The sequence below is a fragment of the Xenorhabdus sp. Sc-CR9 genome, from assembly GCF_963897815.1.
In the GTDB taxonomy this organism is placed as follows: Bacteria; Pseudomonadota; Gammaproteobacteria; order Enterobacterales; family Enterobacteriaceae; genus Xenorhabdus.
This window is the reverse complement of record NZ_CAWQTY010000138.1, coordinates 21,319-36,968: the sequence shown is the minus strand read 5'-3', so window position 1 is coordinate 36,968 and position 15,650 is coordinate 21,319. Positions and strand designations below refer to the sequence as shown.

General features: G+C 41.1%; 14 protein-coding genes and 1 pseudogene. 6 read left to right on the top strand and 9 right to left on the bottom strand.

All coding sequences use genetic code 11. The features are described from left to right. Positions 1–4: 4 nt before the first annotated feature. Both AACQ81_RS06665 and mdtH read right to left on the bottom strand, forming a co-directional pair. Positions 5–559 (bottom strand): tail fiber protein, encoded by a 555-nt coding sequence (locus tag AACQ81_RS06665; RefSeq protein ID WP_237386701.1) that lies wholly within the window; start codon positions 557–559, stop codon positions 5–7. Between the two features lie 1,049 nt (positions 560–1,608). Further along, positions 1,609–2,430 (bottom strand): annotated as a pseudogene (gene mdtH / locus AACQ81_RS06660) (multidrug efflux MFS transporter MdtH); the annotation flags it as partial. Between the two features lie 173 nt (positions 2,431–2,603). Here mdtH and rimJ point away from each other — a divergent pair. Continuing rightward, positions 2,604–3,191, top strand: a complete 588-nt coding sequence (rimJ, locus tag AACQ81_RS06655; protein WP_237386700.1) for a ribosomal protein S5-alanine N-acetyltransferase — start codon at positions 2,604–2,606, stop codon at positions 3,189–3,191. 178 nt (positions 3,192–3,369) lie between these two features. Then, complete coding sequence (murJ, locus tag AACQ81_RS06650; protein ID WP_237386699.1) at positions 3,370–4,908, top strand: murein biosynthesis integral membrane protein MurJ; 1,539 nt, start codon at positions 3,370–3,372, stop codon at positions 4,906–4,908. A 303-nt stretch (positions 4,909–5,211) separates the two neighbouring features. Here the strand turns inward: murJ and AACQ81_RS06645 are convergent, their stop codons facing one another. After that, a complete protein-coding gene (locus AACQ81_RS06645; protein WP_237386725.1) occupies positions 5,212–5,541 on the bottom strand; it encodes an HI1450 family dsDNA-mimic protein in 330 nt (109 codons plus the stop codon). Positions 5,542–5,643: 102 nt separating this feature from the next. Beyond that, positions 5,644–7,104 (bottom strand): cardiolipin synthase, encoded by a 1,461-nt coding sequence (cls, locus tag AACQ81_RS06640; RefSeq protein WP_237386698.1) that lies wholly within the window; start codon positions 7,102–7,104, stop codon positions 5,644–5,646. Positions 7,105–7,427: 323 nt separating this feature from the next. Between cls and AACQ81_RS06635 the strand changes: the two genes are divergently transcribed. Then, positions 7,428–7,607 (top strand): YciY family protein, encoded by a 180-nt coding sequence (locus AACQ81_RS06635; protein ID WP_237386697.1) that lies wholly within the window; start codon positions 7,428–7,430, stop codon positions 7,605–7,607. Positions 7,608–7,744: 137 nt separating this feature from the next. Continuing rightward, positions 7,745–8,449, top strand: coding sequence for a TonB system transport protein TonB (gene tonB, locus AACQ81_RS06630; protein ID WP_272903038.1), 705 nt, complete (start codon positions 7,745–7,747; stop codon positions 8,447–8,449). Between the two features lie 75 nt (positions 8,450–8,524). On the opposite strand, the gene yciA is transcribed toward tonB, so the two are convergent. Together yciA and AACQ81_RS06620 are read right to left on the bottom strand one after the other, a co-directional pair. Then, positions 8,525–8,959, bottom strand: a complete 435-nt coding sequence (gene yciA / locus AACQ81_RS06625; protein WP_237386695.1) for an acyl-CoA thioester hydrolase YciA — start codon at positions 8,957–8,959, stop codon at positions 8,525–8,527. A 78-nt stretch (positions 8,960–9,037) separates the two neighbouring features. Continuing rightward, positions 9,038–9,574, bottom strand: a complete 537-nt coding sequence (locus tag AACQ81_RS06620; RefSeq protein WP_237386694.1) for a septation protein A — start codon at positions 9,572–9,574, stop codon at positions 9,038–9,040. A 225-nt stretch (positions 9,575–9,799) separates the two neighbouring features. Here AACQ81_RS06620 and AACQ81_RS06615 point away from each other — a divergent pair, with 225 nt between their 5' ends. Beyond that, the gene (locus AACQ81_RS06615; RefSeq protein WP_237386693.1) at positions 9,800–11,506 is read left to right on the top strand and encodes a SulP family inorganic anion transporter; all 1,707 of its coding nucleotides are present in this window, start codon (positions 9,800–9,802) and stop codon (positions 11,504–11,506) included. A gap of 49 nt (positions 11,507–11,555) precedes the next feature. On the opposite strand, the gene AACQ81_RS06610 is transcribed toward AACQ81_RS06615, so the two are convergent. After that, positions 11,556–12,305 carry a YciC family protein gene (locus AACQ81_RS06610; protein WP_237386692.1) on the bottom strand — a complete coding sequence of 250 codons (750 nt, stop codon included), beginning with the start codon at positions 12,303–12,305 and terminating at the stop codon, positions 11,556–11,558. 547 nt (positions 12,306–12,852) lie between these two features. On the opposite strand from AACQ81_RS06610, the gene ompW reads away from it, so the two are divergent. Then, on the top strand, positions 12,853–13,494 hold the full coding sequence (gene ompW / locus AACQ81_RS06605) for an outer membrane protein OmpW (RefSeq protein ID WP_237386691.1): 642 nt from the start codon (positions 12,853–12,855) through the stop codon (positions 13,492–13,494). Between the two features lie 156 nt (positions 13,495–13,650). Here ompW and trpA read toward each other — a convergent pair whose 3' ends face one another. Together trpA and trpB are read right to left on the bottom strand one after the other, a co-directional pair. Next, complete coding sequence (trpA, locus tag AACQ81_RS06600; RefSeq protein ID WP_237386690.1) at positions 13,651–14,457, bottom strand: tryptophan synthase subunit alpha; 807 nt, start codon at positions 14,455–14,457, stop codon at positions 13,651–13,653. Beyond that, positions 14,457–15,647 (bottom strand): tryptophan synthase subunit beta, encoded by a 1,191-nt coding sequence (gene trpB / locus AACQ81_RS06595; protein ID WP_237386689.1) that lies wholly within the window; start codon positions 15,645–15,647, stop codon positions 14,457–14,459. Before trpB ends, trpA begins: the two co-directional genes overlap by 1 nt. Positions 15,648–15,650 lie beyond the last annotated feature (3 nt).

Below are 15,650 nucleotides of genomic sequence, written 5' to 3'. Positions count from 1 at the left end.
TTCGTTATTCTCGATAAAAAATCTGAACAAAATTAGCACCACGGCCATTTATTACAGTAATATGTGTCGAATTGTCAGAGAATTTGAATTCTAACCACACCCAGTAATTATCAGGACCAGCTAGTCTTTGTTCAGTTATACCATCAACAAGAGGAACTGGTAGTGCTTGATGCCGTGCATTTAACCCGCTCAATCTGACAAAAGTGATTACTTGTCCACGTAAATCAGCAGGAATAGAAATGGTTGACTTTACATTCCAAGAACCAATGACTGATTTTATAGGGCCTTTAGTTTGAGGTTTTGTAGCGTTTTGGTTAGCGATGCTGGCTAAATCATATGCTGCTTTCACTGCCTTTGGCGTTGCTGCCATAGTTTCGTTATTACTATCGACATCATTACTCAGGACAACAAATCCCTTATCTTGCAGTGTTGCATTTGGATGGTTGCGGCTTAGGGCGTGCTCTTCAATAGCTTTTTTGACATGTTTAGGGGTCGGAACGACAACAAATTCATCTTCTTCTAAAGCGAGATTGTCAGGCTTTTTATCTTGAATGCTCATATTTATTCCCTCACTTAATCAACAATGTGTATTGCTAAATAACATGAAGACGGGCTGCTTCTCCGCCTGTGAACGTCAATAAAATAGGTTCATCAATACTGGAGAGAACTTCTGATTAGGATGGCACAGAACGACTGATAGGGCATCCATAAAATCCATTCACATTGCTATAAGACTTGGCAAAGACACTGCCTCTTCGCCTTCTAACCCCTTGATTTTATTAATCTCTGGCACTGTGACAGAATTACGCAAAATCAGCCCCTTACCTAAAGGTGGGATTTCTCACCTTTTAACTCTCCAGCCTTTTGCATGGTGTAAGGACTCCTTAATCTCAAGGGGTCATATTACCGAGGTCCTCACTTTGGCCTGTCACTCTTTAACTAAGGGGTATGAGAAATATTTCTTACACTCAGCGATATTTTTCGCTCAGCTCTAATCGGCGGAATTTTTCGTTGATTCATTCACCTGTTTAGCCAGGTTCGCCAATCTGACGGTCAGCGGTGGAATCAATGGGTTACTTCATTGGCTGAGGCAAGAACTGCTATCTGATAATCGGACTTTGGGCGTAACGGATAGTTACTCGCAAAATTTGTGCGACAGTAATGCTGACTCACAGAATTTGCACACCTCCTTAAGAGGAGAGCAATAACTAACCAACCCTCTTAAAGAGGGCAGCCTATCAGGTGAAAAATATTTTTCAGTTGCTCTCGGGTGGTCAAAGTGACCCCCTCGAAAGAATCAATGGGTTAGTCAACTATAGGGGAAATCTCTATTGTGAAAATCACAATGCAGGGCGGCTTGAAATTAAGCTGTCCAGTACATACGGATTATCCCATATGTTAAAGGGCAGGGTTATGACTGAGGGTGATTACTGTCCTTCCTTGGAATTGATCTCAATCTTTCCTATATAACCAGTGTAAAATCTATTGTTATGTGCTGTATTGAGTACGCTTTCTGTTTGTACATGAGTGTGTGCATATATTGATTTTATAAGTTTTACAATCATGTTATTTATTTGTTTTTAAAAGATTATTTTATTGTTGAATGTATTCCTGTCGAAAATATTTTTCACTCCAGCGGGCAATAGGATAAAGCAATGTCAGAGAAATCACAGCTTCAATGGCATACATCCACTTAACGGCAGTATGTGTGCCGGAAATTTCATGGATAATAATCGGAAACATTAACATGACTTGTACCGACAGAATAAAATAACCAGTCAATGTCAGCACATAGTAAAAGAACCGGCGATCTTTAATGACTCGGTTCATACCCTCTTTGATGGGGGTTCGGGTTGTTGATATGCGATATGCAGGTAAAAACCATGCATTAAATAGTGCCGCCAGTACAAAAATTATTGCTCCAATCCAGCAGACAACATCAAAATTATATTGCAGCAACCAACTTCCTAGCAGAGCACCGACTACAGCACCTGCGCTATCTTGCATTAATAATAATGAATAAAAGCGACCGCGCTCATGGGGACGGGTTAACTTGATTACCAGCGCTGCCCGTGGGGGATCGAACAGCGTTCCGCCCAATGCTGATAAAACACAGGAAAGGATTAGTATCCAAGGCTCGGAAGCCATTGCCATCATGGCGAAACCCGATGCGCGTAATAACATTCCGATAACAATCATTGGCTTGGCACCGAATTTGTCTGCAATAGCCCCGCCAAAAATGCCAAGCCCTTGCTGCACAAATTGGCGCATACCCAGTGCAAAGCCGACAATGACGGCAGCCCAGCCAAGTTGTTCGACGAAACGAATTGAAATTAAGGGAAAAACAACGAAAAATCCCAGAACAACCAATAAATTGTCGAATAAAAGAAAATATTTACCCAAGCTACGAGCTTGTGAAACTAATGACATTTCGCACCATCAAAATATGAAAAAATAAATATAAATTTTTGTTATTCTGGACTGAATTTTATCCTTAAGATAGAGGAGTATAGATGATATTTTTTTATCGTGAGACGGTGATAAAAACGCTTATAAGAGCTAAATTATTGAGGATTTTTTCAAGGTAAAGATCGGGAGAAGGCATGTTTGGTTATCGTTCTGCATCGCCTAAGATTCGCTTTATGACTGATAGGATGATTGTTCGTTTGGTATATGAACGTGATGCCTATAGATTGGCTGAATATTATGCGGAAAATAAAGATTTTCTTAAACCATGGGAACCCACAAGGGATGGTAGTTTTTATCAACCTTCAGGATGGACAAATAGATTGAGTTATCTTGCCGAGCTGCAAAGACAAGAGGCTGCATTTAATTTTTTACTGTTAGACCTTGATGAAAATGAGGTGATAGGGGTTGCTAATTTCACGAATGTTGTGCGTGGAGCATTTTATTCTTGTTATCTGGGTTACTCTTTGGGCGAAAAATGGCAGGGACAGGGTTTGATGTATGAAGCGTTGCAGCCTGCCATTCGTTACATACAACGCCACCAGAAAATGCACCGGATTATGGCCAACTATATGCCACATAATCACCGCAGTGGAAATCTCCTCAAGAAATTAGGATTTGAACGGGAAGGTTACGCCAAGAATTATTTGATGATTGATGGTATCTGGCAAGACCATGTACTGACATCACTGACGGATGATATGTGGGGAAAGACGGGTTTATAAGTTTGTAGCTTATGAAACTATAGTTATATAACCAATGTAGACATAATTTTTGTCTGTTAGACTTGAAACACGGCTGCTATCTCACCGGAATGTTTTATCTACCACGTTTATGACATCTTGATGATAGCTTTACATCTTTTATGTTCATTTCATAAAAATCACTTTTTAGAATAACACCATGAATTTACTTAAATCACTGGCAGCGGTTAGCTCAATGACGATGTTTTCGCGCGTTCTGGGCTTTATTCGAGATGCTATCATTGCCCGCATATTTGGTGCTGGTGTAGCGACAGATGCTTTTTTTGTTGCGTTCAAGCTGCCGAACTTGCTACGCCGTATTTTTGCTGAGGGCGCTTTTTCTCAAGCGTTTGTGCCTATTCTGGCTGAATACAAAAATCAGCAGGGAGATGAAGCAACACGTACGTTTATCGCATATGTGTCAGGAATGCTGACACTGATTCTGGCGATAGTCACAATAATCGGGGTGATTGCTGCACCTTGGGTTATCTATGTGACGGCTCCGGGGTTCACGGATACACCGGATAAATTTGCATTAACCTATGATCTGCTGAGAATTACCTTTCCCTACATTTTTTTGATCTCTTTAGCGTCTTTGGCAGGAGCAATCCTCAATACATGGAATCGGTTTTCTGTCCCCGCTTTTGCACCAACGTTGCTCAATGTCAGTATGATCGTCTTCTCACTGTTTGTTGCACCTTATTGTAATCCGCCGGTCATGGCATTGGGTTGGGCGGTCGTTGCCGGTGGGATTTTGCAATTGGCTTACCAGCTTCCTCATTTGAAAAAAATAGGCATGCTGGTATTACCAAGGGTTTCTTTTCGTGACAGCAGTGTATGGCGTGTTATACGCCAGATGGGACCGGCGATCTTAGGGGTTTCTGTTAGCCAGATTTCCTTGATCATCAATACTATTTTTGCTTCATTTCTGGTTTCAGGTTCGGTTTCGTGGATGTATTATGCCGACCGTTTAATGGAATTGCCTTCTGGAGTCTTGGGGGTAGCATTAGGAACGATCTTGCTGCCTTCACTGGCAAAAAGTTTTTCCAGTGGAAATCATGAAGAATATAGAAAATTAATGGATTGGGGTTTGCGTCTCTGCTTTCTTTTGGCATTACCTTGTGCAGTAGCATTAGGTATTTTGGCGGAACCATTAACTGTATCACTCTTTCAATACGGCAATTTTTCTGCCTTTGATGCAGAAATGACTCAGCGGGCATTAATCGCTTACTGCTTTGGGTTAATGGGATTGATTGTTGTTAAAGTTCTCGCACCGGGTTTCTATTCTCGCCAGGATATAAAAACGCCGGTTAGGATTGCGATTGCAACCCTGATTTTGACTCAGTTAATGAACCTTGTTTTTATTGGCCCATTGAAGCATGCAGGGCTGGCGCTTTCTATCGGTCTGGCTGCCTGTTTTAATGCCTCTATGCTTTATTGGCAATTACGTAAACGTGAGATCTTCAAACCATTGGCAGGGTGGAGTGGATTTCTGTTGAAATTGGTTGTGGCAATATTGGTTATGGTCGGCGTATTACTGACGGTATTGTGGTTTATGCCAGCGTGGGAGCAGGGCAATATGGCGATGCGCCTGCTACGATTAATGGGCGTTGTGATTGCTGGCGCAGGTAGTTATTTTGTTACATTGGCTTTGATGGGGTTTCGATTTAAAGATTTTGCTCTTCGGGGAATGAACTAATTAACCCGATATATGGACACCGACTTAATTCAAGTGGATGAGGGCATTTTCTGACAACGTAGTCGCAAACATATATTCGGCTTCCGTGAGCCTTGATGAAAATCCGCACTCTCTGCCCTCATTAATTCAGCAGTCTTGAGAGACTGTTCGGGTTACCAGGTTCACAGAGAGTCGGTACTACCTGTCAACCTTATTTAGGACGGGACAGAATTATAAAATCAGCCTCCGAATGGGAGGCTGTGTGTACATTATTTGATGATTTCAACTGGCGACTAAATGTAACATTTTATTTTTAATAATATGTTATTTCTTCCAGATAATATGGTAGATAGGGTGAGCTTTTTCCCGACAAATCAAAATACGGGCAAAAATATCATCAATTTCGGCATCTTCCGATTCCGCCAAGCCAATAATGACTTCTGAAAAAAAATCCGGTTCTAAATTAAAATCAACATGCTCAGACCAAATCTCTGATGGTTTTAATACTTCAGCGCCACCTCGTTCTTCAAATTGCAAATTAAACAATAAACTATCAGCCGGATCGAGATTAGAGAGCGCCTGTTCCAGAAAAATGTCATAGGCTTTCTCAAGCGCCTCATCTTCTGTCATTCGGTTGTTAATATCCAATTGCATAGTATGTGTCGGTTGATTTTCCATAATGGCATTGTCCGAAATTAGTAACAGAATAAAATTAAAACATGTTCTACATTGAATGAATACTTTTTCTGGCACGAATTATAAAAGGGGGCTGAAAAAGTAGCATACCCGTTCAAGGATGCGATGCCAAACTGGTCGTTTTTCCCATTCATTATTTGCAAGTAGCGTTGAGCGCACAATATAGCTTTGCTGAACCTGCGTTAAATCATTGCCGAAGTGTTCATCGTCAATCACAACTGTAATTTCAAAATTCAGCCACAAGCTACGCATATCCAAATTGACGGAACCGACCATGCTGAGTTGTCCATCGACTAAAACACTCTTGCTATGTAATAAGCCATCCTCAAATAGATAGATTTTTACGCCTGCTTCCAATAATTCCGCAAAAAACGCACGGCTGGCCCAGCGGACTAGAAATGAATTGTTCTGGCTTGGAATTATGATACTAACATCAACACCTCGCATCGCTGCTGTACAAATTGCATGCATTAAATCATCACTGGGCACAAAGTAAGGTGTGGTAAGAATAAGTTGATTGCGAGCGGAAAAAATAGCTGTCATCAAGGATTGCTGGATCAATTCATCAGGGAATCCCGGCCCGGAAGCAATGACTTGAGCGGTATGTCCACTGGCTTGCTCGAAAGGCATAATGGTACTGTCAGGCGGTGGGGGAAGATGGCGTTTTCCTGTTTCCATTTCCCAGTCGAAAGCATAAACAATTCCCAGTGTTGTGGTGACAGGGCCTTCCATTCTCACCATGATGTCGACCCATTGTCCCACTCCCGCATCTTGTTTAAAAAAACGGGGGTCAACCATATTCATGCTGCCGGTGTATGAAATATGATTATCGATCAGGATAATTTTTCTGTGCTGGCGTAAATCCATACGGCGTAAGAACAGACGGAAAATATTAACCTTCAGCGATTCGACGAATTCAATGCCTGCCTTACGCATAATATCAGGGTAAGGGCTGCGGAAAAATTGCCAGCTTCCTGCTGAATCTACCATAATCCGGCATTTAACACTGCGTTTGGCTGCCCGTATCAGAGCATCGGTAACTTGATCAACCAAGCCTCCTGACTGCCATATATAGAACACCATTTCGATATTGTATTTAGCATTTTCAATATCATTGATAATGCTTTTCAGGGAATCATCATAAGATGTCATTAGCTGCATTTTATTGCCTCTGACACCCTTGATTTTTTGGCGGCGTTCGCACAATTGAAATAATGGTGTAGCAACTTCACTATTTTCATTGGTAAAAATGAAGGGTGATTTCCTTAATTCTGCAAGCCACTTGGCCACAGATGAACGCATTTGTCTGGCCTGTTCCACTCTGCGTTTGCCAAGATGCAATTCGCCGAATGACAGATAAGCAACAATTCCTACTAAAGGAAGAATATAAATAATGAGTACCCAAGTCATTGCTGATGTCACAGGGCGACGTTTCATTAAAACTCGAATGGTGATACCAGCAATAATCAGCCAGTATAAGAAAATCGCCAGCCAGCTTAGTACAGAATAAAAAGTTGTCATATGTGGCAATTAATCCTATTTATTTAAGAGCCTATCCATTAGGCTATTTTATTTGTCATGTTAATCTAGAGTTTGTTCAAAAGATATGTACTGCGCGTATACTTCGATGTTTGCTCATAGCTGTGTTCAAACTGTTTGCGACAATGAGCTCCTGTTTGAGTTGACTGTAAGTATTTCATACTGTCATTTCCACAAGTTTCTAGAAATTTAGACAAACTATCAATCTAATCTGTGCCAGACAAGTATTGGTTGACATCTCTGATAGTGAGGATTAAGAATAATATAAATGATCCCCATGAGAGAATGAATCTGGAAAGTATCTGATGAAACACTGTCGTAATGAAGTAGGGCGCTGGAGAATGCTCCGTCAAAGCATCCGTCGTCGCCGTCGTTGGTTGGAAGATCAGTCACGTCGTAATTTTCGTATCTATAAATTGCGTAAAACAGATGCTTGCAAGAGCCGCAGGTCGATTCTGTTCATTCAAAATATAGAATGCCTGTAGCATAATATGTACCCAGTAGATTTGAAATTATCGTATCACGACAAAACAGCAGCTTAAAAGTGTAGATGTTTTTGAATCGTTATTGAATATGATAGTCATTTGCATTTAAACTAATGGCTATCTGAAAACTGACTATCATGCTGCTGAGCAAGAATTCTCTTATGCGTTGGATACCTTGGGCAATACTACTTTCTGTTTGTTTACATATTTCTATTGCTGCGGCGCTTTTTCATGGTATTAAACCTGAAAAACCAGAAGCCGCTCCTATGTCTGTTGCCATGGTTCAATTGGCCGCTGAAGAGGCATCAATCTCTGAGCCTATCATGTCTGAATCAGTTCCTGAGCCTGAATCACTTGAACCTGAACCTATCGCGAAAATTGCCCTCCCTAAGCCGGAAAAGAAACCGGAAGTGAAAAAGAGAGAAGAGAAAAAAATTGTTAAGAAAGAATCTAAGCCGGTAGAGAAAAAGACTCAAAAAATCTCAGAACAACCACTGAAATCTGTTTCTGATCAAGATTCCCAGATAGTAAAAAATCTGAGTGATCAAAAACCGGTTAATGGTGCACCGAAAGCACAAAATGGGCCAAGGGCGTTAAATAGACCAAATCCTGTTTATCCATCCAGAGCGCAGCAGTTGGGTACCGAAGGGACAGTGAAGGTAAGGTATGATATTGATGAAGAGGGTAGAGTGAGGAACATCGAAATCCTTTCCTCAACTCCCAAGAATGTTTTTGAGCGTGAAGTGAAGAAAGTGATGAGAAAATGGCGTTATGAAAAAATGCCTGCAACCGGGTATGTTACTACTATTGAGTTTAAAGTGACCAGTATTTCACAATCCTAGCCTATCTATATACTCCCTACTAGAGTTAAAGGACGCAATACAGCCTTTAACTCTAGTATTATTCCCAATAAATCGTTACTCTGAATCACTGCCTTCCAGTTTGAAGTGTCTTTTATCTTCAGGCAAAGGACGAGAAGAATTATTCTCATCAACGGCAACATACGTGAAAACCGCCTCTGTTGCACGGTAGCGTTGCCCAACGGGTTCAGAAGCCACCTTTTTCACCCAAACCTCAATATGAATTGTGATAGATGAATTCCCCGTTCTAAGGCAACGGGCATAACAGCATACGACGTCACCTACCGCAACTGGTTTCAGAAAACTGATGCCATTTACGCTAACAGTTACTACGCGCCCCAGTGCAATTTCTTTTGCCAGAATTGCGCCGCCAATATCCATTTGAGACATCAGCCAGCCACCGAAAATATCCCCATTGGCATTGGTATCGGCAGGCATGGCCAGTGTACGGAGAACCAATTCTCCGTTTGGTAAGGGTTGTTGTTGTGTCATTAGAAAACTTGCTTTATTTGGTGAATATAACAATACCTGTCGGTGTATCGACAGGTATCCATCTGATGGGTCATTACATTATTTTTGTTCGCGAGGCAGATGACGGTAGATATATACCACACTCAATACAGTAAAGACCAGTGTCAATGCTGTTAACCCGAACACTTTAAAGTTTACCCAAATATCCTGAGGTAGCCAGAAAGCGACATAAATATTTGCCAAGGCACAGGTGATAAAGAAGATCGCCCAAGCCATATTCAATTTATTCCAGACGAAATCAGGCAGTTCCAACTCTTTACCCAACATCCTCTGAATAAGCGGTTTTTTCATAATCCATTGGCTGACAAGCAGAACTAAGGAAAAAATGGCATAAATGGCAGTTACTTTCCATTTAATGAATAAATCGCTGTGGAAAACGAGTGTAAGTGTACCGAAAACGGTAACCATGACAAATGTAATCAAGGAAGACTTTTCGACTTTACGATAAATTAGGTAAGTGATGACAACAGTCAACCCTGTTGCAGCAATCAGGGCGCCCGATGCATAGAAAATGTCATACATTTTATAGACGATGAAGAAAACGACTAGTGGTAAAAAGTCTAAAAGTTGTTTCATAAATTGAACCCATTGTGACGCCAATGATGGCATGTTCTTGAATTTATGCCAGAGTGTATCAGATCTCAATGAAATGATTTATTTATCAAGAAAAAACATTTTTCATTTATTTGGATAATTTTATCACAATGAATGAAAAGTCGGGCTGGTAATGAGGAACTTGAGAGTTTCCATTGAACACCGCATTATAGTGGACTCCGTTTTCACGAAAGGGCATAAAAAGTCATGTTGTGGGAAAGATTGCATCGTTGGATGCCAGGCTTGGGAAATCTCTGTCATTATCGTAAAGAATATCTTAGCCATGATATACGGGCAGGTCTTTCTGTTGCTGCGGTCGCATTGCCGGTTGCGATTGCTTATGCTGAATTAATGGGCATTAGCGCAATTATTGGTTTGTATGCCTGTATTTTACCTATGTTCGCTTATGCTCTGTTTGGGACTTCCCGACAGTTAATTGTTGGGCCAGATGCAGCAACTTGTGCCGTTATCGCCGCCGCTGTGACACCGTTGGCGCTGGGAAATGAACATATACGTTGGCAGCTTGCCATTGTCATGACATTAATGACGGGGTTTTGGTGTATACTGGCCAGCCATTTTCGGCTGGGGGCATTTGCTGACTTTCTGTCCCGCCCCATTCTGAAAGGTTTTATGAATGGTGTGGCGATCACTATTATCGCAGATCAGATTTCTAAGGTTTTTGGACTTTCTGGATTGCCTGCCGAATTGATTGAGCGATTAATTGCACTGCCTCATAAGTTGTTGGAATCTGACTGGCCGACGGTGGGAATGTCTGCAATAACGTTGTTGGTATTGCTCTGTGTCCGTGTTATTAGACCGAGCTGGCCAGCACCATTGATGGCAATGGTAGTGGCGACTTATATCAGTTGGCAGTTTGAACTCAATCAATATGGTATCCAAATTGTTGGTAATATGGGGACGGGTTTACCTATTGTACCTATGCCTGAATTTGAATTTGGTATCTTGCGTGATTTAGTTGTTCCATCCATTAACCTTGCAGTTATTAGTTTTGTCAGTTTTATGATGACAGCTCGTAGCTTTGCCACTAAAAACGGCTATCAGGTTGATGCAGATTTAGAACTCAGGGCGCTGGGTATAGCCAATATCGCTTCATCGTTGTCACAAGGGTTTGCGGTTAGCGCTGCCAGTAGCCGTACTGCTGTCAATGACTCCATTGGCGGAAAAACGCAAATGGTATCAATGATTGCGGCTATCGCCATTCTATTGGTGCTGTTGTTTATGACAACATTTCTAACCCATATTCCTTTGTCATCACTGGGAATTGTGCTGATTTTTTCCACATGGTCACTATTGGGTTTAAAGAATATCTGGGCATACCGAAAACGTAATCGTCAGGCTTTTATACTCTCGATTTTCACGCTGGTTGCAGTTTTACTGGTGGGGGTTATTGATGGTGTCGGTTTTGCTGTTTTGTTGGGGTTGTTGCAATTTTTGCGGATTATTTTCCGGCCTTCAGATCAATTGCTGGGTGTAAATGAGCACGGTATGGTTCGTTCTATCCATCAAGATAGTGATATTAAGCCAGTAGATAGCATCATGATGTATCGTTTTAACTCTCCTTTGACTTATTTTAATGTCGGATACTTCAAAAAACGGGCATTACAGCATGTAGAAAGGGCACCTAATCGTCCTGCATGGTTGGTGGTAGATGCGACAGTCAGTTTTACCTATGATGATGTTAGTGTTTTTGCAGTGTTGGATGAGTTGATTACGGAATTAAAAGAGAAAGGCGTGACATTGGTTTTGGCAGGGCGCAGGACAGAACTGAATTACTGGATTAAACAAAATAAACTGAGCCGCAGTGATGAAGATTTGATTGTGGTGCCCGATCTCTATTTTGCCATTCGTATGATTCAAAGTAAGTTGCAAATTGAGGAAAAACAAACCAAATAATTGCAATCCACCTTGCTAGAATGCAGCGAGGTGGATTATTCAGTGTTTATTACATACCGTTTGTAGTTTTATTTTGTGCCAGCATATACAAGCGGAACAGGTAAACCAGCAGCAGGGCTGATAGTAGGTTATTCAAGACAGACAGTACCAAATAGGGAGTTTTTGACAATAAAAGCTCCAGTATCAGTTTGGCAGCAATCCACAACAGCATCGCAGGTATTAGCAGGCGCATATTCTCAAATGCTAACTTCCAACTTGCCTGCATGGCAGCAAAAACATTCTTGCCTTTTTCAAATAGAAAAATAGGGGCAAGTGCAAATGCAATAGAGAACAGAACTCCTGGTAATAACATCAAAACGTAGCCAATTTGAACCAGCAGGGTGCAAATAAACATTAGCAAAAACATTCTTGGCAGAAGTGTGATCGATAATGTGCTGGCATGAATGGCATTAGTTTGCTGCCCATTGGAAACAGCATTGATGAGTATTAACATACTGGCAGTAAGTAAGGTATTGCCGAATATGTTGGTAAATAAGATCCCAAATGCTGTGCGCAAGAACATGAACTGCTCATCTGGTGTTAATTGAGCCACAAAATCTTTGACTCCTACATTACCGGATTCTTTAAAAGCATTTTGTATCCCGACCAATAAGTTGAGTTGTTCACCATTCGGCATGAGAAAATGTTCGAGCAGTGTTGTCACCAACGCGGCCAAGACAGAGAGTATGACAATATTCAACAGTTGGTTCTTCAAAAAGTTGATGCTGTCACGATACAGGGTATTTGCCGTGATGGGCATGAAAGTGGCTCCTATCAAATAAAACGACGATGATAATGTTCAATTGTACCTTGTTAGGGGGATTATTGGATACCCAAGATTTTCCTTCTTGCTGATGTCTTGCAACTTGAAATCCAAGGTTCATGGGGTACGGAAAATGTGTTCCTATTAGATGATAGAATCGATATCCTTTATCAAAAAGGGTAAAAATATTAATTTTATGTTAAGAGATTTATTGATTGATGTTATTTGATAATAAAATATCTCTATTCGTAATTGTTTTTTGATAACTAAAAATTGATATAAAAAAACAAATAAAAAACAGCAATGAAATTAATAATCAGATAATTTTGATTTGGATCAATTTAAAATATTCATCAAGTGAAATAATAAAGTTGTAAATACCTTATTTTGCCAAAAATCTTTAAAAGATATGATCTGTCTTATATCCAGTATATTTCGAGAGGTAATCAAGGAATCTGCAACTTGAGACATGACAGGTATAGATCATAACAGTAAACAAATGGATATATTTCTGACTATTTTAAAACGATAAATGGGATGGATAATGAAAAAGATTTCTGCGCTCGTATTGGCTGCGGCTACGTTAGCTCCGTCATTTACTTTCGCCCATGAAGCGGGGGACTTCCTGTTCCGTGCAGGTACAGCAACGGTAAGGCCAAATGCTGGTTCTGAGAATGTATTAGGTTTGGGATCTTTTGATGTCAATAATAATACTCAGTTGGGTTTAACTTTTGGTTATATGATCACTGATAACATAGGTGTTGAATTACTGGCCGCAACACCATTCCAGCACAGAGTGAGTTTGCCGATAGCAGGTGAAATCGCCGAAGTTAAACATCTGCCACCAACATTGATGGCACAATATTATTTTAGCTCCACAGAAAATAAATTACGCCCTTATGTTGGGATTGGTGTTAACTACACGAAATTCTTTAGCGAAAAATTTAATAATAATGAAACCGTAAGTGGGGCTAATTTAAATAGCCTAGATCTAAAAGACTCTTGGGGAATAGCAGGTCAGGTTGGTCTGGATTATAAACTGGATAAAAACTGGATGCTGAATACCTCACTTTGGTGGATGAACATCGAAACTGATGTGAAGTTCAAAGTCGGGGATGTAGATAAAAAATATAAAACCCGCCTTGATCCATGGGTCTTTATGTTCGGTGTTGGTTATAGTTTCTGACTGTTTAAATGATGACAGGTTTAAAAACTGATAAAAAGTAAGTTACGTGCGTGTTTGACATAAGAGAGAACCAATGGGGCCTGATCAGCCCCATTTTTATACTTTTCAGATGTGTTAAAGACATCGTAGGATCACACGTAAATCACAGTAGTGGGATCATAATAGAGTCGCGTTTTTCATAGAACGAACAAAATCCGTTAAATTTTCCAGCATGATATTGGGTTGATGCAGGTTATCTTCAATAATTTTTACGATGGCAGAACCAGAAATCGCGCCTGTAGCTCCGCTATTGAGTGCAGCTGTAATCTGTTCAGGCTCTGAAATACCAAAACCTTGTAGAGTAGGTGCGGCATGATACTCGTTGAGTTTATTGACAAGATGAGTTAACGGTTGTGTCGCTCGATTCTCACTCCCAGTTACGCCTGCTCTTGACAGTAGATAAGTATATCCGCGTCCAAATGAAGCGATTTCACGCAGTAAATCGTCATCTGCGTTAGGAGGACAAATAAAAATCGGGGCAATTCCATATTTCATAGCGGCTGAGCGGAATGGGGATGATTCAGATAACGGTACATCAGCCACCAGAACTGAATCAACTCCAGAATTTTTGCAACGGCGGTAAAAATCATCAATTCCATTATGGAAAACTAGATTGGCGTAGAGCAACAGGCCAATGGGGATATCGGGATATTTAGCCCGAATTTTTCCCAACAGTTCAAAACACAATGTTGATGTAACGTTGGATGACAATGCCCGCAAGTTGGCATTTTGGATAGTAGGGCCATCGGCAAGAGGATCTGAAAACGGAATGCCTAATTCAAGTGCATCTGCCCCACCAGCGATTAAAGCATCAATAATTTCCAATGACAAATCAGGATTGGGATCACCGAGGGTGACAAAAGGGACAAATGCACCCTGATTTTGGTTTTGCAGCTTCTTAAATAGTTGTTCATAACGTCCCATCAGATTTCCCCCCTTGATTTTAAAATATCGTGAACAGTAAAGATGTCTTTGTCGCCGCGACCAGATAAATTAACAATGAGTAATTGTTCCTTATCTGGATTCTGGTGGATCATTTTCAACGCATGAGCCAGAGCATGGGACGATTCTAATGCCGGAATAATACCTTCATTACGTGATAACGCCTGAAAAGCTTCGAGTGCTTCATTATCAGTAATTGAGACATAATCAGCTCTGCCGATACTGTTCAAATAAGCGTGTTGAGGACCAACGGAAGGAAAATCTAATCCGGCTGAGATGGAATAAGATTCTTCAATTTGCCCATCTTTCGTTTGCATAATCGGGGCTTTCATACCGAAATAGATGCCCAATTTACCGTGTTTCAACGGAGCGCCGTGCTTCCCGGTTTCGATGCCATGCCCAGCAGGTTCGACCCCGATTAGGCGAACATTATTTTCTGGTATAAATTCAGCGAACAGGCCAATGGCATTTGAGCCACCACCAACACAGGCAATCACTGCATCAGGCAGACATCCTTCTTTTTCCAGAATTTGCGCTTTGGCTTCTTCACCAATCATGCGCTGGAATTCTCGTACTATTGTTGGGTATGGGTGAGGGCCTGAGGCGGTACCCAATAAGTAATGTGCTTTGTCATAACAACCAGACCAGTCACGCATCGCTTCATTACAAGCATCCTTCAAGGTTGCTGAACCACTGTGAACAGGGATCACTTCAGCTCCCATCAATTGCATGCGGAAGACATTAGGAGATTGGCGTTCAATATCTTTTGCTCCCATATAAATACGACATTTTAGTCCCAACAAAGCACAAGCCAAGGCAGTCGCTACACCGTGCTGACCAGCCCCGGTTTCAGCAATGATCTCATGCTTTCCCATTCGCTTTGCCAGTAATGCCTGCCCCAATACTTGATTGGTTTTGTGAGCACCGCCGTGGAGTAAATCTTCGCGTTTCAGGTACAAACGTGTTTTTGTGCCTTTAGTCAGATTCTGACACAATGTTAAGGCAGTAGGACGACCTGCATAGTTTTTCAATAACGTCTCGAATTCACGCTGAAATTCAGGATCTCTCTGGGCATCGATAAAAGCGTCTTCTAACTGATTAAGTGCGGGGAACAAGCTTTGGGGAACAAATTGTCCGCCAAAATCGCCAAAATAAGGATTCAATTTACTCATTAT

Coding starts and splice junctions, on each gene's coding strand:
- tonB (WP_272903038.1), top strand. CDS start 7,745: ATGCTGCTGAGCAAGAATTCTCTTATGCGTTGGATACCTTGGGCAATA.
- ompW (WP_237386691.1), top strand. CDS start 12,853: ATGAAAAAGATTTCTGCGCTCGTATTGGCTGCGGCTACGTTAGCTCCG.
- rimJ (WP_237386700.1), top strand. CDS start 2,604: ATGTTTGGTTATCGTTCTGCATCGCCTAAGATTCGCTTTATGACTGAT.
- AACQ81_RS06620 (WP_237386694.1), bottom strand. CDS start 9,574: ATGAAACAACTTTTAGACTTTTTACCACTAGTCGTTTTCTTCATCGTC.
- trpA (WP_237386690.1), bottom strand. CDS start 14,457: ATGGGACGTTATGAACAACTATTTAAGAAGCTGCAAAACCAAAATCAG.
- AACQ81_RS06665 (WP_237386701.1), bottom strand. CDS start 559: ATGAGCATTCAAGATAAAAAGCCTGACAATCTCGCTTTAGAAGAAGAT.
- cls (WP_237386698.1), bottom strand. CDS start 7,104: ATGACAACTTTTTATTCTGTACTAAGCTGGCTGGCGATTTTCTTATAC.
- murJ (WP_237386699.1), top strand. CDS start 3,370: ATGAATTTACTTAAATCACTGGCAGCGGTTAGCTCAATGACGATGTTT.
- AACQ81_RS06635 (WP_237386697.1), top strand. CDS start 7,428: ATGAAACACTGTCGTAATGAAGTAGGGCGCTGGAGAATGCTCCGTCAA.
- AACQ81_RS06610 (WP_237386692.1), bottom strand. CDS start 12,305: ATGCCCATCACGGCAAATACCCTGTATCGTGACAGCATCAACTTTTTG.
- yciA (WP_237386695.1), bottom strand. CDS start 8,959: ATGACACAACAACAACCCTTACCAAACGGAGAATTGGTTCTCCGTACA.
- AACQ81_RS06615 (WP_237386693.1), top strand. CDS start 9,800: ATGTTGTGGGAAAGATTGCATCGTTGGATGCCAGGCTTGGGAAATCTC.
- trpB (WP_237386689.1), bottom strand. CDS start 15,647: ATGAGTAAATTGAATCCTTATTTTGGCGATTTTGGCGGACAATTTGTT.
- AACQ81_RS06645 (WP_237386725.1), bottom strand. CDS start 5,541: ATGCAATTGGATATTAACAACCGAATGACAGAAGATGAGGCGCTTGAG.